14 protein-coding genes and 1 pseudogene are annotated in these 19,178 nt (G+C 73.5%); 4 read left to right on the top strand and 11 right to left on the bottom strand.

All coding sequences use genetic code 11. The annotated features are described in order from the left end of the window. The first annotated feature begins 111 nt into the window (after positions 1–111). Positions 112–597 (top strand): hypothetical protein, encoded by a 486-nt coding sequence (locus J2S43_RS10620; RefSeq protein WP_306828698.1) that lies wholly within the window; start codon positions 112–114, stop codon positions 595–597. Between the two features lie 207 nt (positions 598–804). Here J2S43_RS10620 and J2S43_RS10615 read toward each other — a convergent pair whose 3' ends face one another. Continuing rightward, positions 805–2,325 (bottom strand): helix-turn-helix domain-containing protein, encoded by a 1,521-nt coding sequence (locus J2S43_RS10615; protein WP_306828697.1) that lies wholly within the window; start codon positions 2,323–2,325, stop codon positions 805–807. 111 nt (positions 2,326–2,436) lie between these two features. Here J2S43_RS10615 and J2S43_RS10610 point away from each other — a divergent pair, with 111 nt between their 5' ends. Beyond that, the gene (locus tag J2S43_RS10610) at positions 2,437–5,403 is read left to right on the top strand and encodes a helix-turn-helix transcriptional regulator (RefSeq protein ID WP_306828696.1); all 2,967 of its coding nucleotides are present in this window, start codon (positions 2,437–2,439) and stop codon (positions 5,401–5,403) included. Here the strand turns inward: J2S43_RS10610 and J2S43_RS10605 are convergent, their stop codons facing one another. From J2S43_RS10605 to J2S43_RS10585, 5 genes and pseudogenes are all read right to left on the bottom strand, one after another. Next, positions 5,404–6,198, bottom strand: a complete 795-nt coding sequence (locus J2S43_RS10605; protein ID WP_306828695.1) for an alpha/beta hydrolase — start codon at positions 6,196–6,198, stop codon at positions 5,404–5,406. Continuing rightward, positions 6,195–7,214, bottom strand: a complete 1,020-nt coding sequence (locus tag J2S43_RS10600) for an alpha/beta fold hydrolase (protein ID WP_370881612.1) — start codon at positions 7,212–7,214, stop codon at positions 6,195–6,197. Before J2S43_RS10600 ends, J2S43_RS10605 begins: the two co-directional genes overlap by 4 nt. After that, positions 7,118–7,843, bottom strand: a pseudogene (locus J2S43_RS10595) (alpha/beta fold hydrolase); the annotation flags it as partial. The pseudogene J2S43_RS10595 and the gene J2S43_RS10600, both read right to left, overlap by 97 nt. 73 nt (positions 7,844–7,916) lie before the next feature. After that, on the bottom strand, positions 7,917–9,296 hold the full coding sequence (locus J2S43_RS10590; RefSeq protein ID WP_306828691.1) for a helix-turn-helix domain-containing protein: 1,380 nt from the start codon (positions 9,294–9,296) through the stop codon (positions 7,917–7,919). A 303-nt stretch (positions 9,297–9,599) separates the two neighbouring features. After that, on the bottom strand, positions 9,600–10,553 hold the full coding sequence (locus tag J2S43_RS10585) for a helix-turn-helix domain-containing protein (RefSeq protein WP_306828690.1): 954 nt from the start codon (positions 10,551–10,553) through the stop codon (positions 9,600–9,602). A gap of 118 nt (positions 10,554–10,671) precedes the next feature. Between J2S43_RS10585 and J2S43_RS10580 the strand changes: the two genes are divergently transcribed. Next, positions 10,672–11,076, top strand: coding sequence for a Dabb family protein (locus J2S43_RS10580; RefSeq protein ID WP_306828689.1), 405 nt, complete (start codon positions 10,672–10,674; stop codon positions 11,074–11,076). A gap of 228 nt (positions 11,077–11,304) precedes the next feature. Then, positions 11,305–12,507, top strand: coding sequence for a cellulose-binding domain-containing protein (locus J2S43_RS10575; RefSeq protein WP_306828688.1), 1,203 nt, complete (start codon positions 11,305–11,307; stop codon positions 12,505–12,507). On the opposite strand, the gene J2S43_RS10570 is transcribed toward J2S43_RS10575, so the two are convergent. From J2S43_RS10570 to J2S43_RS10550, 5 genes are all read right to left on the bottom strand, one after another. Beyond that, the gene (locus J2S43_RS10570; protein ID WP_306828687.1) at positions 12,502–13,533 is read right to left on the bottom strand and encodes a LacI family DNA-binding transcriptional regulator; all 1,032 of its coding nucleotides are present in this window, start codon (positions 13,531–13,533) and stop codon (positions 12,502–12,504) included. The genes J2S43_RS10575 and J2S43_RS10570 overlap by 6 nt on opposite strands. 250 nt (positions 13,534–13,783) lie before the next feature. Then, positions 13,784–15,946, bottom strand: coding sequence for a carbohydrate-binding protein (locus J2S43_RS10565; RefSeq protein WP_306828686.1), 2,163 nt, complete (start codon positions 15,944–15,946; stop codon positions 13,784–13,786). Between the two features lie 423 nt (positions 15,947–16,369). Next, positions 16,370–17,062, bottom strand: a complete 693-nt coding sequence (locus J2S43_RS10560; RefSeq protein ID WP_306828685.1) for a hypothetical protein — start codon at positions 17,060–17,062, stop codon at positions 16,370–16,372. Further along, positions 17,055–18,314: a DUF7224 domain-containing protein gene (locus J2S43_RS10555; RefSeq protein ID WP_306828684.1), complete on the bottom strand. Its 1,260-nt coding sequence runs from the start codon at positions 18,312–18,314 to the stop codon at positions 17,055–17,057. Before J2S43_RS10555 ends, J2S43_RS10560 begins: the two co-directional genes overlap by 8 nt. Continuing rightward, entirely contained in the window at positions 18,311–19,057 is a 747-nt protein-coding gene (locus tag J2S43_RS10550) for an ATP-binding cassette domain-containing protein (protein ID WP_306828682.1), read from the bottom strand. The genes J2S43_RS10555 and J2S43_RS10550 overlap by 4 nt, the downstream gene beginning before the upstream one ends. Between the last annotated feature and the right edge of the window lie 121 nt (positions 19,058–19,178).

The following is a 19,178-nucleotide window of genomic DNA, read 5'->3' as shown; positions in this document are numbered from 1 at the left end:
AAACCGGCGGGACGGACGGGCGACCCTGCGCGGGCGACCCGGCGTCACCGTGTCCCGGCCGGGCCGTTGGGCGGACGAGGGACGTCCGGGACGACGGTGGGGTGTGCAGACGTGGGGCTGTGGCGGCGTGGCGGGCAGCGGACGAGGGGCGAGCACGACGAGGTGGTGATCCTCGGCCGGGAGGTCATCGCGTGCGCGTACCCGTCGGAGCTGGTCGCCTTCGACGATGTGGCATGTGACCTGCGCCGCGGCCGGGTGCCGTCCGTGCGGCGAACGCGCCCGCCGGCCGAACCGGACGCGCTCGCCGACTCGATATCGCCGGCCCTGATCGGCGTGTTGCAGGCCCTCGCCGCCGCGGTCGGCTCCACCTTGCCGACCCTGCCCGGCCCACTGACCGAACCCGGCCGGCGCCGCATCGCCACGCTGCTCAACCGGCATCCCGGCGCCGCCGCACTGGACCCGGCCGAGGAGGACTCGGTCCACCGGACGCTGGTCGAGGCCGCCATGACCCGCCACGCCCTGAGCCGCGACAACGCGGAACAACTCGGCACCGCCGTGATCGGCGCCCTCCGCCTCCGCGCGGACGGCCGCCTCTGACCGTCGCCCGGCGCGGCCCGCTGACCGGCGCGGCCCGCTGACCGGCGCGGCCCGCTGACCGGCGCGGGCGCTGACCGGCGCGGCCCGCTGACCGGCGCGGGCGCTGACCGGCGCGGGCGCTGACCGGCGCGGCCCGCTGACCGGCGCGGGCGCTGACCGGCGCGGGCGCTGTCCACTGACCTTCGGCCCCGAGGCGAACTCGCTGGATCACCAAGAAGGGCCGCCGGAGGGTCGGTGGGGCGGGGGCGGCGGGCTGTCGGGTGGGCGGCGGGCGTAAAGACGGACCAGGGCGTGGAGATGGTGGCGCCCTGGGACGGCCGCGGGGATGAGCAGGCCGGTGGCGACGAGTTCGTCGAGCGCGGCCTGTGCCGAGGTGACGTCGGCGCCGGTGGCCGCGATCAGCGTCGCGGCGTCGACGTCGCGGGCCGTCGTGTGGGCCAAGCGGTGGATCAGCGTGCGGGTGGGCGCGGAGAGCCGGGCGAACGACGACGCGAACGCGGCCTCGGCGGACAGGTCACCGGCGGCGAGAGCCGGCAGGCGGCGATCCTCGTCGGCGAGCCGGGCCGCGAGATGCGCCATCGTCCACCCGGGCCTGCCGGTCAGCCGGTTCCCGGCGATGCGCACCGCGAGCGGCAGATGTCCACAGTGCTCCGCCACGGCGGCCGTGGCCTCCTCGTCGGCCGCGGTCCCGGTGATCGCGGCCAGCAGCGCGGCGGACTCGCCGGCGGGCAGCGGCGGCACCACGATCCGCTCCGCACCGTCGATGCCGGGCAGCGGCGAGCGGCTGGTGACAACGACGGCGGCGGCACCGGCCAACGACAGCAACGGGCCCAGTTGCCGTTCATCGGCGATATCGTCGAGCACGATCAGCCGGCGCCCGGACGCCGCGCCACCGACGATCCGCCGCAGCCGGTCGGCCGGCCCGGCCGAACCGCTCGCATCCGCGCGCCCGGCCGCGCCCGCAGACCTGGCCGCGCCCGCAGACCTGACCGGAGCCGCCAGACCGACCGCAGCCGCCAGACCGACCGCAGCCGCCGGCTCGGCCGGTGCCGCCAGACCGACCGGTACCGCCGGACCGACCGCAGCCGCCGGACCGACCGCAGCCGCCGGACCGACCGCAGCCGCCGGACCAACCGCAGCCGCCAGACCGGCCGGTGCCGGGAGATCGGCCGGTGCCGGGAGATCGGCCGGTGCCGGGAGATCGGCCGGTGCCGGGAGATCGGCCGGTGCCGGGAGATCGGCCGGTGCGGCCGGTTGCGGCGGGGATGCCGGGGTGGCGAGCGCGGTGTCGCGGCAGTCGAGGAAGTGGGTGCCGCCCGGGAAGCGGTCGGCCGCGCGGGTGGCGGCGTGTATGGCCAGTGCGGTCTTTCCGGCACCGGGCAGGCCGTGGACGATCACCGGGGCCGGGTCCGCGCTGAACTTGATCAGGCGGTCGACCAGCGCGGCGCGGCCGGTGAAGTCCGGCACGTCGCGAGGCAGCGCGGACGCGCCCGGCACCGCGGAGCGGGCCGCGCCGGCGGCCGCGATCAGCGCGGCGCGATCGGCCGCGCCGAGGCGCAGCGCCTGGGCGAGCGCGGCCAGCGTGCGCGGCTGGGCGGTGCTGCGGCCGCGTTCCATGTCGCCGATCGCGCGCACGCTGACGCCGGACGCGGCCGCCAGCTCGTGCAGCGTCAGGCGGGCCGCACGGCGGTGGGCGCGGATCAGGGTGGCGAACGACGGCGCGGTCACGGCGGTTTCCTCGAGGCGACGGGCGGGTGCCTTCGCCAGAGTGCCGATGGAGTGACGCAGCGCGCTTGAGTACGACGACTGCGCCGGTTACTGCGGTGGCAGAATGGCTCCGTGCTCACCGCCGGTCCTCTCCTGTTCGGACGGGCGGACGAGATCGCGCTGCTGGAGCGGATGGCCGAGGCCGCGGCCGCGGGCCGGGGCGGCGCGCTGGTCATCCGCGGCGAGCCCGGGATCGGCAAGACCGCGCTGCTCGGCGCGCTGGAGCACGCGGCGGCGCGGTACGGCCTGCGGGCGCTGCGGGCCGCCGGGACGGAGAGCGAGTCCCGCCTGCCGTACGCGGCGATTCACCAGCTGATCCATCCGATCGTCGCGCGGATCGGCGAGCTGCCGGCTGCGCACCGGGACGCGCTGCGCACCGCGGTCGGGCTGGCCGAGGGCGATCCGGATGTGTACGCGGTCGGCCGCGCGCTGCTCGGGCTGATCACCGAGGTGGCCGCGGACCAGCCGGTCGTGCTGCTCCTCGACGACCTGCACTGGCTGGACCGGGCCAGCCTGGACGTGCTCGGGTTCGTGGCCCGCCGGGTGTCGTCCGAACCGGTCCTCGCGGTCGGCGCCACCCGGACCGTCGCGCGGGACGACCCGCAGCGGCGCTCCGGCCTGCCGGACACCGAGCTGGGCCGGCTCGGCGGCGCGGACGCGGCCGCGCTGCTGGACTCGCGCGCACCCCGGCTGCCACCCCCGCTCCGGCAACGCCTGCTCGCCGAGGCCGCCGGAAACCCGCTCGCGCTGGTCGAACTCCCGAAGACACTGGCCACGAACCCCAGCGCGCACGCCACGAATCCCAGCGCGCACGCCACCAACCCCAGCGCGCACGCCACGAACCCCAGCGCGCACGCCACCAACCCCAGCGCGCACGACACGAACCCGAATGCGCTCGCCACAGACCCGAGCGCGCACGCCGCGAACCCGGGAACGCCGGCCGCGAACCCGAACGCGCACGCCGCGAGCCCGAGCGTGCTCGACCCCGGCCCGAGAACCGTGGCCACGGACCCGCGTCCGGTCATCGAAGGCCCGGGAACGCCGGCCGACGGTGCGCTGCCGCTCAACCACCGGCTGGAGGCCGCGTTCGCCGCGCGTGCGGCCGGGCTGGGCCGGCGGGCGACCGCGCTGCTGCTGGTGCTGGCCGCGGACACCACCGCCGATCCGCGCCGGCTGCTCGCGGCCGCGTCCGAGACGTGCGGCGAGGAGACCGGGCTGCGCGACGCGCAGGAGGCGATCGACGCCGGCCTGATCGAGATGACCGGCTCCGCGATGCGGTTCCGGCACCCGCTGATGCGCTCGGCCGTCTACCAGCGCGCGCCGGTCGCGGACCGGCTGGACGCGCACCGCGCGCTCGCCGCCCAGCTCACCGCGGCCCCGGACCGCCGCCTGTGGCACCTGGCCGCGGCCACGATCGGCACGGACGAGGCGCTGGCCGCGAACCTGGCCGACTACGCGGAGCGGGCCCGGGCGCGGGGCGCGACCATGTCCGCGGTCGCGGCGCTGCGCCGGGCCGGTGAGCTGACGGACGACCCCCGTACCGCCGGATCGCTGTTGCTCCGCGCGGCCGAACTGGCCAGCGAGGCCGGCGCCCGGCACGAGGTCGAGCAGTTGCTGGCCGGCGGGGACCTGACCGGGCTCGGGCCGGTCGAGCGGGCCCGGCTGACGAACGTGCTGGAGGTCGTCCGCTACACCGGTTTCCGGGATCCGCTGCAACGGGTGCGCGAGCTGACCGGCATCGCGGTCGCGGCGCACGAGGCCGGCCGGCCCGAGCTGAGCATGCAGCTGCTGTGGCGGGCCGCGTCCCGCAGCTTCTTCCAGGCGACCGGGCCGGAGACCGCGGCGGCCCGGGCCCGGGTGGCCGCGCTGGTCGACGTGGCCGCGCCGCACCCGGACGATCCGCAGGCGCTGGCGATCCTGGCCTACACGGTGCCGGAGGAGCGCGGCGCCGAGGTGCTGGACCGCTTGCGGCGCGCGTCCGAGACCGGCCCGGACGCGATGCGGTTCCTCGGCAGCGCCGCGCTCGTGCTCGGCGACTTCGCCCGCAGCTGCGAGTGGACGGACGTGGCGGTGGCGGAGGCGCGTGCGCAGGGCCGGCTGGGCGTGCTGGCCCGGCTGCTCGGCGGCAGCAACTGGGGGCGGCTGTGGCTCGGTCAGTGGGATCTCGCGCACGCGGAGCTGACCGAGGCGCACGCGCTGGCGCAGGAGACCGGCGAGGCGTTCTACGCGGTCGCGGCGCAGACCAGCATCGCCACGATCACCGCGATGCGCGGCGGCCTGGACCGGGCGGACGCGCTGCTGGACGAGGTGGCGGCGAGCCCGCTGGCGGCCGGCATGCGCTACATCCAGGTCGCCCTGGCGCAGGCCCGGGGGCTGATGCACCTGTTCCGCGGTGACGCGCAGGCGGCGTACGCGACGCTGGCCCGCACGTTCGACCCGGCGCATCCGAGCTACCACCGGTACATGCGCTGGTGGCTGGTCCCGGACCTGCTGGACGCCGCGCTGGCCGCGGGACGGCTGGACGACGCCCGCGCGCTGACCGACGGGCTGCCCGTGCTGGCGGACCGGATCGGCGCGCCGATCCTGCTGGTCGCCGCGCGTTACGCGGAGGTGCTGGCCGGCACGACCACCGACCTCGGCGGCGAGCTCGACGGGTGGCCGGTGCACCGGGCGCGCCTGCAACTGCACCTCGGCCGCGGGCTGCGCCGCCGGCACCGCACGCAGCAGGCCCGGGACCTGCTGCGCGCGGCGCGGGACACGTTCGACGCGCTCGGCGCCGGACCGTGGTCGGATGCCGCGCGGGCTGAGCTGCGCGCGACAGGTGAGCAGAGCCGCGGCCGGGTCTCGTCGGCCCGGGAGCGGCTCTCACCCCAGGAGTTGCAGATCGCGGCGCTGGCCGCGGCGGGCCTGACCAACCGCGAGATCGCGGAGCGGCTGTTCCTCTCGCACCGCACGGTCGGTTCGCACCTGTACCGGATCTACCCGAAGCTCGGGATCACCCGCCGCGCCCAGCTCGCCGCCGCGCTGGAGAATCCCTAATTAGGACGCGTGCCGCAGCGCCCAGTCGAGCGCGGTGTCCGCGATCTCCTCCCAGCCGGGCTCCGCGCACGTCCAGTGCGAGCGGCCGGGGAACTCGATGTAGTCGGTGACCGTACCCTCGCCCTTGTAGTGGTGGGCGTTGGACCGGTTGACCGACGGCGGCATGATGTGGTCGGCGCCGCCCGCGATGAACAGCAGCGGCGCCCGGGCCGGGTTGCGGTAGTCGACCCAGGTCTCCTGCTTACCGGGCTTGAAGTTCGCGATCAGGCCGTACGACCAGACCCAGCTGCCCGGCGCCGCGATGGCGTACCGCTCGTAGGCGGCCCGGGAGTCCTCTTCGGACAGCGTGTTGGTGAACGCGTAGCGCCACTGCTCGTGCGTGAAGCCGGCGGCCTGGTGCCGCTTGGCCGGGTTGTTCAGGATCGGGAACAGCGACCGGATCTGCGACGGCGGCGTGACCCGGATGCCCTCGGTCGGCGCCGAGTCGATCACCACGCCGGCGGCGCCGTGGCCGCGGTCCAGGAGCAGTTGCGTCAGCGTACCCCCGAAGGAATGGCCCATGATGATCGGCTTTTCCGGCAGCTCGGCGATCACCTTCTCCAGGTGGGCGACGGTCTCCGGCACGGTCAGCCGCGCGATCGGCGACGGGTCCGCGCGCAGCGCCTCCACCTCCACCTCGAAGCCGGGGTACGCGGGAGTGACGACCGTGTGCCCCTTGCTCTCGAAGTGGGTGACCCACTCCTCCCAGCTGCGCGGCGTGACCCACAGGCCGTGGACCAGAACGATGGTGCTCACGATGAGATCTCCTCCAGGAAGGCAAGGAGGTCAGCGCCGAGCTGCTCCCTGTGGGTGTCGGTGATGCCGTGCGGCGCACCGGCGTAGACGATCAGCTCGGCGTCCTTGATCAGTGCGGCGGACCGCTTGCCGCCGACGTCGAACGGCACGACCTGGTCCGCGTCGCCGTGGATGACCAGCGTCGGCACGTCGAACGCGGCGAGGTCGTCGCGGAAGTCGGTGGCGGAGAACGCGGCGACGCACTCGTAGGCGTTGCGGTGCCCGGACGCCATCGACTGCAGCCAGAACGCGTCCTGCACACCCTGCGACGCGGCACCGCCGAAGAACGGCCCGGCCGCGAGGTCCTTGTACAGCTGCGACCGGTCCGCGAGCGAGCCGGCACGAATGCCGTCGAACACCGTGACCGGCACGCCCTCCGGGTTGTCCGGCGTGCGCAGCATGAACGGCGGCACCGCGGAGACCAGCGCGGCCTGCGCGACCCGGCCGGTGCCGTGCCGGCCGATGTACCGCGCGACCTCGCCGCCGCCGGTGGAGAACCCGACCAGCGTGGCGTGCCGCAGGTCCAGCGCGTCCAGCAGCGCGGCGAGATCGTCCGCGTAGGTGTCCATCTCGTTGCCGTCCCACGTCTGCGTGGAACGGCCGTGCCCGCGCCGGTCGTGCGCGATCACCCGGTAGCCGTGCGACGCCAGGAACAGCGCCTGCGCCTCCCAGCTGTCCGAGTTCAGCGGCCAGCCGTGCGACAGCACGACCGGGCGGCCACTCCCCCAGTCCTTGTAGAAGATCTGCGCGCCATCAGCCGTGGTGATGAAAGGCATGATCAAAAACCCTTCGCGACGGTACGGGCGGCGAGCGCGATCAGGTCGGCGGTCACCTTCGGCTGGGAGATCATGGCGACGTGCGACGCGCGGACCTCGACGACGCGGGCGCCGGCCCGGTCCGCCATGAACCGCTGCGCCGCGGCCGGGATCAGCTGGTCGTCGCGGGCCACCAGGTACCACGACGGGACGTCCCGCCACGCGGGCGCACCGGACGGCTCGCCGAGCGTGTGCGTGTCGCCGGGGCGCTGGGTGGCCCACATCAGGTCGGTGGTCGCGCGCGGCAGGTCGCCCGCGAAGACCTCACGGAAGACCGCGGCCTTGACGTAGCCGTCGTAACCGCCCGGGTGCTGCCGGAAGTCCAGCTGCGGCTCACCGAGCTTGGTGCCGGGAAACAGCACCTGCAGACCCTGCACGGTCTCGCCCGCGTCCGGCGCGAACGCCGCCACATAGACCAGCGCCTTCACGTTCGCGTTACCGGTGGCCGCGTTGGTCAGGACGAAGCCGCCGTACGAGTGTCCGACCAGGACGATCGGGCCGGGCACGGTCGCCAGGAAGCTCGCCAGGTAGGCCGAGTCGGACGCGACGCCGCGCAGCGGGTTCGGCGGCGCCAGGACCGGATAGCCGTCGCGGGTGAGCCGGCGGATCACCTCGGTCCAGCCGGACGCGTCCGCGAACGCGCCATGGACCAGCACGACGGTGGGCTTCGTCCCCTGCCCGTGCCCGGTCTCGCCGGCCGTGGCCGGTCCGGCGGTCGCGGCGGTGAGGACGCCGGCGGCGACGACCGCCGCCGAGCCGGCCAGCACCGCACGCCGGGGTACTTCGCTCATGTGTTCCTCCGTATCAGTGATCAGGTTGTCGCCACATGCAATCAGCGGCACCGCCGGCGAACCATGCGGACCATTAGGCAGAATCCCGCCCGGCCAGCACCTCGCCCGCGTGCAGCCGGGATGCGGGTTCATCCGCGTGCAGCCGGGATGCGGCGAAGAGGCGGATCAGGTCGTGGAGCCGGTAGCGGTCGGCGCCCTCGGCTTGCAGCAGACCGAGGTCCAGCAGGTCCTCCAGGTGCGTCTCGGCCGTGGCCGGGTCGCAGCCGCCGACGGCGGCGGCGTCCGCCGCACCGAACGACGGTGCCGGGATGAGGGCGAGGCGCCGGAACACGACCCGGGCGGCGTCGGTGAGCAGGGCATGAGAGACGGCGAACGCGGCCTCGACACCGATGCCGCGCGCGCTCAACGTGGCGAGGCGCCGGTCCACGTCGGACAGCTCCTCGACCAGCCGCGCCATCGACCAGCCCGCGAGGCGGCCCACACGGCCGGATGCAGCCGGGCGGCCGGGCACCGACGCGCCGCCAGACGCGGGCAGGCCGCCAGACGCGGGCAGGCCGCCGGACACCGCCGGGTGGGCGGTCAGGCGGGTGCCGGCGAGGTGCAGTGCGAGCGGGAGGTGGCCACAGAGCCGCGCTACCGCGTCGATCTCCTCCGGCGTGCCGGTCGCGCCGCCGATCGTGCGCAGCAGCGACGCCGACTCGGCCGAGGTCAGCGGCCCCACGGCGTAGCGGCGGACCGCCTCCAGGCCGCCGAGCGCGCGCCGGCCGGTGATCAGCACGCAGCCCGTGTCCGGGAGCAGCGCGCGGACCTGGCCCTCGCTGCCCGCGTCGTCCAGGACGAGCAGGCACCGGCGCCGGCCGAGCAGCGCCCGCAACTGCCCGGCTCGATCGCCGGTGTCCGGCGAGATCTGCCGCGGCCGCAGCCCGAGCGCGCCCAGCAGCACGGACTGTGCGTCAGTCGCGGTGACCGCCCCCGGCTGACCGCCACGCAGATCGAGGTAGAGCGCACCGCCCGGGAACCGGTCCCGGTGCTGCTCGGCGACGCGGACGGCCAGCGCCGTCTTGCCCACCCCGGGCGGACCGTGCAGCACCGCGACCAGGGCCGGCCCGTCCGGCTGTGACGCCGAGACCCACTCGCCGATCGTGGCCAGCGCGGCCTTTCTGCCGACGAAGCCGACGGTCTGTCGCGGCAGCTCACCGGCGCGCGGGCGGCCCGCGGCCGCGATCTCCCGGCCGGCCCGCGCCAGGGCCGTGAACGCGGTCGCGTCATCCGGTCCGAGCCCGAGCGCCGCCGCCAGCGCCGTCACGGTTCGTGGTCGCGGCAACCGGCTGCGGCCACGCTCGGCATCGCTGATCGCGCGCACGCTGACACCGGACGCCCCAGCCAGCGCCTCGATCGTCAGGCCGGCCCGCACCCGCAGCTCACGAAGCCGCTCCCCGAATTCGCCGTGCACCGACCGACGCTATCGGCGGGCGCCGCACCGCGATCGGCCCTCGCTGCGGCCCTCTCGGCCCACCGCGCACAACCACCACGGATCCCCGCCCGCGCCCAGCCACTGCGGATCCCAGGCTCGCGCAGAACCCTGGATCCGGAGCCCACCGCGCGGCAGAGCCGCGGGATTCCCGGCCGGAGGGGCAGGATCGCGGCTGTTCGGTCGCCTGCTCGAGGAGTGCCACGGACGTGCACGCGGCACGGCGATCATCGGACGCGGCAACGGAACGACGTGCGCCGTTCGGAATGGGTGGCCGCGGAGCCGTCAGCTTCCGGCGGCCTCGGATGATCGCCGCAGCCGGCTGGGGAGGATGCCGTAGCGGGCCTTGAAGCGGCGCGTGAAGTGGGTCGGGTCGCGGAAGCCCCAGGCGCGGGCGATCGCGGCCACCGGCCGGTGCCGGAGCTCCGGGCGCAACAGGTCGTGCCGGGCGTGCCGCAGCCGCTCGTTGATGATCCACTGTTCCAGGCCGAGGCCCGCGTCCGCGCAGACCCGATAGAGGTAGCGCAACGACACGTGATGCGCCGCCGCGATCGCCGCCGGCGTCAGCTCCGGGTCCGCCAGGTGCGCCCGCACGAACGCCCGCACCCGCGTCACCAGCGTCTCCGCCAGCGCCTGCCGCGCCGGGCGGCCCGGCCGCCCGGCGGACGCCAGCAGCGCCCGCACCAGCTCGACGCTCGCGGTCGCGACCCCGGCGTCCCCGGTCAGGCCCGCCGGATCCCGCGCCAGATGTCCGATGTGGTCGGTCACCATCCGGTAGTACGGGCTCGACCGGATCTCCGGGACGGCCCGCCGCACCACGTCGAGCGGCAACCCGAGCCGGTCGAACGGGATCTGGACCGCACCGGCCGCGCCGTCCCCGGACCACGAGTAGTCGTAGGCGGCCGACAGGTCCACCGCCAGCAGCTCACCGGCCGGCACGACGCGCTGCCGGCCCGCCTGCTCGATCCGCCCCTCCGCCCGCAGCTGCACCGACAGCGCCACCACCGGCATCGCCTCCTGCCGGGCCAGCCGGTCGGTGCGCAGCAGCCGGATCCCGGACGACCGGTGCGTGAAGACGTTCGCGTCCCCGAGGTCCCACACCTCCAGCCGCGCATGCACGGCCCCGCCCGGTTCCTCGTGGATCACGTGGCACGGCGCCGACGCGTAGAGCATCGCGTTCCGCACCGCCTCCACCCGTTCCGCCGGTGGGAGATCCGCGGTGTCCAGTACGTACGCCACGGGTCCAGTGTGCCGGAGCGCAGCCGGCCCTGCGGTGACGGACCCCGGCGACGGCGCCGGCGCACCTCGCATCTAACGTGGCTAGAATTTCTAACGTCGTTAGGAACGAGGAGGCGTAATGATCTATCACATCAACCGGGCCACCATGAAGACCACCGCGACGCCGGAGCAGGTCGAGGCGGCACTGGAGAGCTGGCGCGAGCAGGGCCGGTCGAACCCCGCCGTCAAGTCCTTCATCGTCGGCCGCGACCTCGGCGGTGACTACGCGTACAGCGCGGTGTTCGCGGTCGAGGACCTCGACGGGCTGTTCGCCTACCTGACGCACCCGGCCACCTACCGGACCGACCAGCTGGGGCTGAGCCTGGTCGAGCGGCTCGAGATCTTCGATGTCAGCGACGACGACGACCCGGAGCTGAACACGAAGATCGAGGAGCTGCACCGGCGTCGCAACGAGCTCAATCCGGAGGTCGCCGGCATGCTCGCCGAGGTCCCGGCGTACACCGGTGCCGGCCTGGACGACTGATCCCGGCCTCACGAAGCGGCCCTGGACGCCGGCGGCACGCCCGCACCCGCCGCCGGCGTCGCGGTCAGGCCACCCGGCGACGCCGGATCGCCGCGAGGACGAGACCTCCCGGCAGTCGGCGCGCGGGCGGGCGGAGCTCCCGGGTGAACCACATTGACATTGGCGAACATCGATGCCTAAGGTCGCGAAAAGGTTTTCGGCGCACGAGGGGTGCGAATCATGAGAAGAATGCGAAGGCCGGCGCTGCTCGCGGCCGTGATCGCGCTGGCCACCGCGGCGACCGGCACGATGGTGGCGACCGCGCAGGCCGCGGCGGCCGGGTGCCGGGTGGCCTACTCGGTGCCGAGCCAGTGGAGCGGCGGGTTCAGCGGCACCGTCGTGGTGACGAACCTGGGCGACGCGATCAGCGGCGGCTGGCGGCTGACGTTCTCGTTCCCGGGCGCACAGCAGATCACCCAGCTGTGGAACGGTTCATACACGCAGTCGGGCGGCACGGTCACGGTCACGAACGCGACCTGGAACGGCGCGATCGCCACGAACGCGGACGCGAGCTTCGGCTTCAACGGCACGGTCGCCGGCACCAACACGGCACCGGCCTCGTTCGCGCTCAACGGCGTGACCTGCACCGGCACGGTGGCACCGACCACCGTGGCGCCGCCCACGCAAACGCCGGCACCGACCACACCCGCGCCGAGCACCTGGAACCCGCCGGCCAACCTGAGTTCCGCGCTGGACGCGGTCTGGCGGCACCAGGAGGAGACCTACGGCAACCTGTACGGGTTCCGCAACTACATCTGGGACCAGTTGATCGCGGCGCAGGGCAGCATCAACTACTGCGTGCGCTGGGACTCCAGCGCGCCCGTGTCCGCGGCGCTGCGCGACCAGATCGAGGTCAAGCTCGGCCAGCAGTTCAACAAGTGGATCGCCGCGATGGCCGGCTTCGACGGCTTCCCGTACACGAACGTGCCGGTCAACGTGGTCGGCTGGGCCGTACGGGACCGGAACACGCTGCAGTGGACGGACGACTCGGTCGACATCTACGTCAACAACATCCGGGAGAACGCGCCGCAGTGCGCGGAGCCGTGCGGCCGGTTCTTCAACCAGAACGGCCAATACCCCAACTGCCCCGGCGGGTACGCGCACCACTACGACATGTCGCTGTGGCTCACCGCCGGCATGGGCGGCGGCGCGGGCGGTGACTGGGGCCAGCGCATGGGCAGCGAGTACTTCGTGAACTCACTCAACCAGGAGAACCAGCACATCCTGCTGCACGAGATCGGCCACGGCCTCGGCCTGGACGACTTCTACGACTGGGATCCGGGCGTCGGCGGCTTCCTGATGAAGGCCGGCAGCGCGAGCCAGATCACCGAGTTCGACAAGTGGATGGCGCGCGACTGGTGGCGCCACCTGAAGAGCCGGTACGGCCTATGACCGGCGCGCCACCCCGGTGGACTCACGCACGATGAGCCGGGTCGGCATGCGCACCACCCCGGCGGAGGGATCGCCGTCGAGCGCCGCGAACAGCGCCCTGACCGCGGCCGCGCCCAGCTGCTCCAGGTTGAGGTCGACCGTGGTCAGCGGCGGCCGGCACTCGGCGGCGATCACCTCCCAGTTGTCGTACCCGACCACGGCCACGTCGTCGGGCACGGCACGGCCGAGGTCGCGCAGCGTCTCGGTCACGCCGTACGCGATCTGGTCGCTGCCGCAGAAGATCGCGTCCACGTCCGGGTGCGCGGAGAGCAGCATCGACGCGGCGTGCCGCCCCCACCGCTGCGACCACTGCCCGAAGAGCGCCTCGCCGACCGGTTCGAGGCCGGACGCGATCATCTCCGAGACGAACGCCGCAGCACGATTCCGGGCTGCCCGGTAGGCGTGATCACCGGTGATGTGCGCGATCCGGCGGCGGCCCAGCGAGACAAGGTGGCGGGCCGCGAGCCGGGCACCGCCCGCGTCGTCGGCCACGATCGACACGTCGGTGGGGTCGTCGGACTCGCAGTAGACGTAGACCACCGGCACCGGGATGTCGCGGGTCAGCGACGGCCGGATCTCGTTCGCGTCGCCGAGGATGATGAACCCGTCGACCTGCCGGGCGAGCAGCGTGCGGATGTAGTGCCGGCGCCGGATCGCGTCGCCGCGCGCGTCGCAGAGCAGCACGCTCATCTGCTCGTCGCCGAGCGCGTTCTCCGCGCCGAGCAGCACCGGGATGGTGAACCGAGCAGCGGACAGTTCGTCGGTGAGCAGCCCGATCGTGCGCGTGTTTCCCGAGATCAGGCCGCGGGCCAGGATGTTCGGCGAGAACTTCAGCTCGTCGGCCGCGGCCTGCACGCGCTGCCGGGTGGCCGGTGCGACCTCGCCGCGCGCGTTCAGCGCCTTGGACGCGGTGGCGACGGAGACGCCGGCGAGCCGGGCCACGTCGGTCAGCGTCACGGCCCGCATCCGCGCCACGCCTGCCCCCATGGTCGAAAAACTTTCGAACCAGCATAACCGCCGGGTTGGTACGGACGGCTCCGCAATGGCGGCGAAATGGACCGTCGACCGTGGAAAGACGCCGGGGCCGGGATTCCGAAAAGGATTTCGAAAACCTCGGGGGAGCGCGTGACAGCAGGAGAGCGGGGACCCGCTCTCCTGCCTGCTCCTCTTCGTCGTCCTGCAACGCGGCTACGTCCGCGGCTTCAGGTCGGCGCCCTGCGCGGCTGACGGCCCACCGCTACTCGAAGCGGAAGCCGTCGATCGTGATGGTGCCCTCGCCGCCGTACCAGAAGCCCATCGCGAGCTGGCCCGGGCGGGCGCGGTCGATGCCGTTGGCGGCCATCGGGATGCGGATGTCCTGGTAGGCGGTGGTGACGGTGGGATGGCCGCCGCCGTCGAGGGTGTAGTCGCCGAACACGCGGGTGGTGCCGCCGAGGCTCAGGTGGAAGTGGGACTGCTCGCCGCCCCGCGCGCCCCTGATCCGTACCACCAGGTGTGTGTCCTTCGTCAGGTCTTCGTCGAGGTCGCTGCCGAACCAGCCGCAGTTGTCGTAGACCAGCGTGAGCGCGCCGCCGGAGACCACACCGTAGCCGCCGCCGTTGCGGAAGCAGTTACCGCCGGTCCACCGCCCCAGGTCGTTCCGCGCGTCCGCGGGGTAGGCGGGCGTGCCGTCGAAGTCGTCGAGCGTCAGGCCGGCGGCCGGCTCCCCCGGCGCCCCGGTCGGCTCCTGCGGCGCCCCGGTCGGTTCCGCCGGTCCTTCCGTCGGCGTCGGGTCCGGTGACTCCGGGGCCGGCGTCGGGGTGCTGCCGTTCCCGCCGCCCGGGCCGGCGCCGACGCCGAGGTCACCGAGGCCGAGCCAGCCGTCGCCGCCCTGGGTAGCGTTGCCGAAACGGAGCTTCTTCGCCGCCGGGCTGATCGCCTCGAGCGGGTTCCGCACCCGCATGACGAGCTGATAATCCCCGGAGGGTACGCCGCTCAGGTCGACACCCTGCTGAAAGTACTGCGGGTAGCCGTAGTCGAGGTAGTCAGCGCCCGCGTTCCAGTCCGGGAACGCCCGGACCCGCAGCGGCATGACCGTGCGCAGGTCCCAGGACGTGTCCCAGGTCTTGACGACCGTGCCGGCCGCGTCCTTCAGGCCGAGCGAGACCGTCCACGGGTAGTAGAACGGCGCCACGCCCCGGTTCTCGATCGTGACACCGACCGTCGCCGTGCCGGTCGCGGCGTCCGGCAGGTACGCGTACGTGGCCGTCAGGTCGTAGCCCATCAGCCGGACCGCCTCGGCCACCCGCGGGTCCGACGCGGCATAGCCCGCACTGCCCTGGTTGATCTTCCAGGTGGTGTGCTCCAGCTCGATGCAGGCCCGCATGTCGTCGACCTGACCGGCGCCGCCCGGCCAGGCGTCGAACGCGCCGCCCTGGATCTCCGGGCGCACCTCGCCACCCATCGAACTGGTGATCCACTTGTTCTCCACGCCCCGGTCCAGCGCGCGCTGCAACTGCGAGTAGCCGCTGCCGCCCATCGACCGCGGCAGCGTGACCCCGGCCGCCGGCGAGCCCTCCCGGTAGCAGAACGAGTCGTCGTGGTAGCCGACGTCCCGGCCGCTCGCGGCACCGCCGGCCGACTCCGGGTAGCGGATCTCCAGCTTGGTCACGTCGAACGCGTCGTCGAACGCGGCCACGATCCGCGCGCCGCTGGCGTCCGTGGGCATCAGGTCCGGGTGCCCGTCCGCCCGGTCCGCGTCGAACGGCCAGGTGTGCCACTCACCCCACAGCCCGACCAGGCCGAGGTTGATGAAACCGATCCGCGGGTCGCCGTCGTAGCGCGCACCGAACGCGGCGATGAAACCGGTCACCGCGTCCAGCAGGTACGGGCTGTCGTAGTCCGGCGAGACCGTGCCCCACTGCGTGTTGTTCCGGTAGGCGACGTGCCCGTCGAAGCAGCGCGGGATCGCGTTCGCCGGGTGGCTGCCGGTGCCGCCGGGATACTCCAGGTAGAACCGGATCGCGGCCTGGTTGCCGTACGACGCCATCTCGGTCAGCGCCCGGTCCACGATCGACCAGTCGTAGGCGGCGCAGTCGTCCGCCCGCGTCATCACCTCGGACAGCCCGAAGTAGCTCCAGGACAGCGACCGCGGATACCCCGCGTTCTGATCCTCGCCGGGCACGTAGAACCGGGCGAAGCCCTTGAGCGGGTTGTCCAGCGGGCTCGGCGCCGCGGTCAGCGCGTGCGCGGACAGCGACGGATCCGGCGCGGCCGGCGGCGCGGGCCGGGCCGGCACGCCGGTGAGCGTCACCGCGGCCGGGACGGTCCGGGGGAACAACTCGGCGGCGGCACTGTGCGCGGCGAACAGCGCCGCGAGGGCGAAGACCGTGCAGAGCGCGATGACGCGGGCGTGGCGCATGCGCCAAAGATCGTCCAGACCCCCGCCCCGGGCAAGCAACACCGGGTAATCCCTCGCGAACCCCCGCCCTCGGTAAACCGGTCGCCCGTCCCGCCGCGCTCTCCTACCGTCGACGCCGATGACCGACTATCGGTTTCAGGGACCGACTAACCGCGTACCCATCGGCTCGTGTCCGTCACTGTGCCAGAACACCCCGGGTCGCGCGTGGCGGCACGGCCCACTCGCGCCACCCGGCGCCGGTGCTCGCGGGAGCTCCGACACGCCCGAAACGGGAACAGCTTATTGCAGGTGTTTTGCAGTTGCGGCATGATGACCCCAGTGCGTGAGCCACGGGAGAGGCGAGCGTGAGGGGGTGGCCCGGCATCCGCGATGATCCAGCGTGCCGGGACATCCCCCTGAACGTGCCGGGGCCGGACTCAGGGATCAGGCCGGAGGCCTGACCTGCTGGCGGCGCTCCTCGCGTGAGCCGGAACCGCCCGGCCGGTCCGTGGACGCCGGGCGACCGGCACGCCGCAGATGCCACGGCGTGATCAGATATCCGAGCAGGCCCGCGGCGCCGAGCACCAGGCTGATGCCGGCGGCCGTCGGGTCGTCGTGCGGGCGCGCGGTGAACTCCCACCATCGGTACGTGCCCGGCACCTCACCCGAACCCCAGTAGTTCAGCACGATCGAGGCCAGCACCGGCGCGATCCAGGCGAGCCGCCAGCCGAAGAGCCGGCCCGAGATCAGCGCGAGGCCGAGCCAGCCCGGCAACGATCGCGCGATCATCAGCAGCACCAGTGGGTGCAGCCCGGCCGCGGCGATCGCCAGGTAGGTCGCGGCGCAGAGGACCACGATCGCGGCGAGGTACCGGTGCTGCGCGCGCCGTAGCGGGTCGCCGGGAAGCTCCAGGTCGTGCAGCCGGCTGTACAGCCCCAGCACCGGGACCACACCGGCGCCCATGGCGAACAACCGCCACATCGGCACGACCGCGGTGCCGTTCTCCAGCGCCGTGGGGATCGGCGCGTCCTGGCCGCCGATCGCCGCGGTCAGCAAGCCCAGCACGGCGCAGGCGGCCAGCGCACCCCAGCCCAGCCGCGCCGCGATGAACGCGCGCATCGGCGAGAAGCTAGCCACAGTAGCGATCCTTCAGCGCCCCGACCTGCTGCCGCGCCCAGTCGAGCTGCGCGCTCGCGGGGCGCTGCGACACCTCGGCCGCGAGCGTCCAGGCCTCCTGGATCTCCGTCGGCACGGCGCTGGTCCGGTAGTCACGGGTGCCCTCGCCCGCCAGGTAACCCTCGAGCCAGCGGGCGAGCGCCTCCGAGCTGTAGTCCTCCGCCTGGGCGATCGCCTGCCGGTCGCAGGTGCGCAGCGTGTGCGCCACGACCGAGTCGGCGACGCCGAGCGCCACGGACCATTTGCTGCCCTCGGAGATGTCGAAGCCGCCCTCCAACTGGACGGCGGTCTCGCCACCCTCCTCGTACGCGAACCGGTCGATGCCGTACTCGTTGAGGCGGGCCGGGAGCACGAAGTCGGCCGGCAGTGTGCCGACGCGATCGCTGACCTGACGCACGATCGGCTCGTAGAGCGCGTGCTCCGGCCAGAGACACATCTCGACCGGGCCGTCGACGCAGTGCAGGTCCGGCGGCACCGGCCGGTCCGCCAGCACCGGCGTAACACCGATGACGGCCAGCACGGTGACCGCGGCACCGGCCGGCACCAGACCTGCCCAACGCGCACGCGCCGGGGTGTGCCGGCCGGGCAGCCAGATCACGGCCACGATCAGCAGCAGGGCCGCGGCCAGGCGGAGGGAGACGGCGCGCAGGTCGACGTCGACCCACGGCGGGCCGCTGGTGACGCTCAGGCCGGCGCCCTGCGCCAGGTAGAAGAGGATGATGATCCAGCTCAGCAGCGCCACGAGCGCGGCGTAGGCGGCGCTCAGGTATCGCCCGATCGCCCACCCCCACGCGGTGGCCAGCAGCATCACCACCACGCCCATCAGCAGGTAGCCACTCCAGAGGGCGAGGCCGGGCGGAGCCGCGCGAACCGTGTACCCGAACGCGACGGCCTGACCGGCCAGGTAGGGGATCATCAGCAGGACGGCCGTGGCCGCGAGCCGGTGGGCGTCCGTCTTCGGTGCGGACGCCGCACCGGCCGCGAGTTGCTCCTCCAGGTTGTTGCGGGCCTTCGCACCCGCGGCCCAGGCGGCGGCGCCCGCGGCGATGATGCTCAGGAAGTAGGCCGGAACCTGTGCGGCCGCACCGGTCTCGGGCCAGATCCCGATCCAGAACCGTGAGCGCAGCAGCAGGACCGCGATGTCGAGCGCGATCAGCGGCACCACCACCCAGCGGAGCGGCGAGATGCGCAGGTGAAGCAGCAGCGGCCTCATAGGACTTGCTCCTCCTCGGGCAGCAGGCTCATGTAGGCACGCTCGAGGTCGGAGTTGCCGGGCAGGCCCGGCCGGCTCAGCCGGGCGAGTTCCCCGGTGCTCCCGTTGAACTTGATCGCGCCGCCGTGCATGACGACGACCCGGTCGCAGATCGCCTCGATGTCGTCTATGAGGTGCGTGCTGAGGACCACCACGGAGTCGCGCAGGCCAGAGATGATCTTGCGGAACTGCAGGCGCTGACGCGGATCGAGACCGACCGTGGGCTCGTCCAGCAGAATGAGACCGGGTGCGCCGACGATCGCCCAGGCAATCCCGGCCCGCTGCCGCATGCCGCCGGACAACCGCTTCATCCTGGCCCCGGCCCGATCCCAGAGATCGACGTGCTCCAGCGCCCGCCTCGCCTCGCCGTCCCACCGGCCGGCCGGAACGCCACGCATCCAGGCCGCATACCGCACGAAGTCGAGCACGCGCATGCCCGGATCGAAGCCGAACTTCTGCGGCAGGTAGCCGATCGACGAGCGCACCGCCCGCGCCGCGCGCTCACCGGTCACCACACGGTCGTCGAGCGAGAGGCTCCCGGCCCGCGGCGGCATGATCGTCGCCATCGTGCGCAGCAGCGTGGTCTTACCGGCCCCGTTCGGGCCCAGGAGGCCGATCACCTCGGGGCGGAGGTCCAGCGTCAGGCCGTCGATGACCTGCGTGGACCCGTAACCCTGGGAGACGCGGTCGAGGCAGACTCTCATGGCGCGCTTCACCTACCACATTTCACTAATGGCATAGTTGAATGATGCAAGGCCGGTCACACCCTGTCAACCCACCGCGACGACGCTGGGCGCGGCTCGTCAGCCGCGCCCAGCGCCTCTC

Source organism: Catenuloplanes nepalensis (assembly GCF_030811575.1).
Lineage (GTDB): Bacteria > Actinomycetota > Actinomycetes > Mycobacteriales > Micromonosporaceae > Catenuloplanes > Catenuloplanes nepalensis.
Note: the sequence above shows the minus strand (reverse complement) of the source record. Positions and strands in the feature narration are given on the sequence as shown.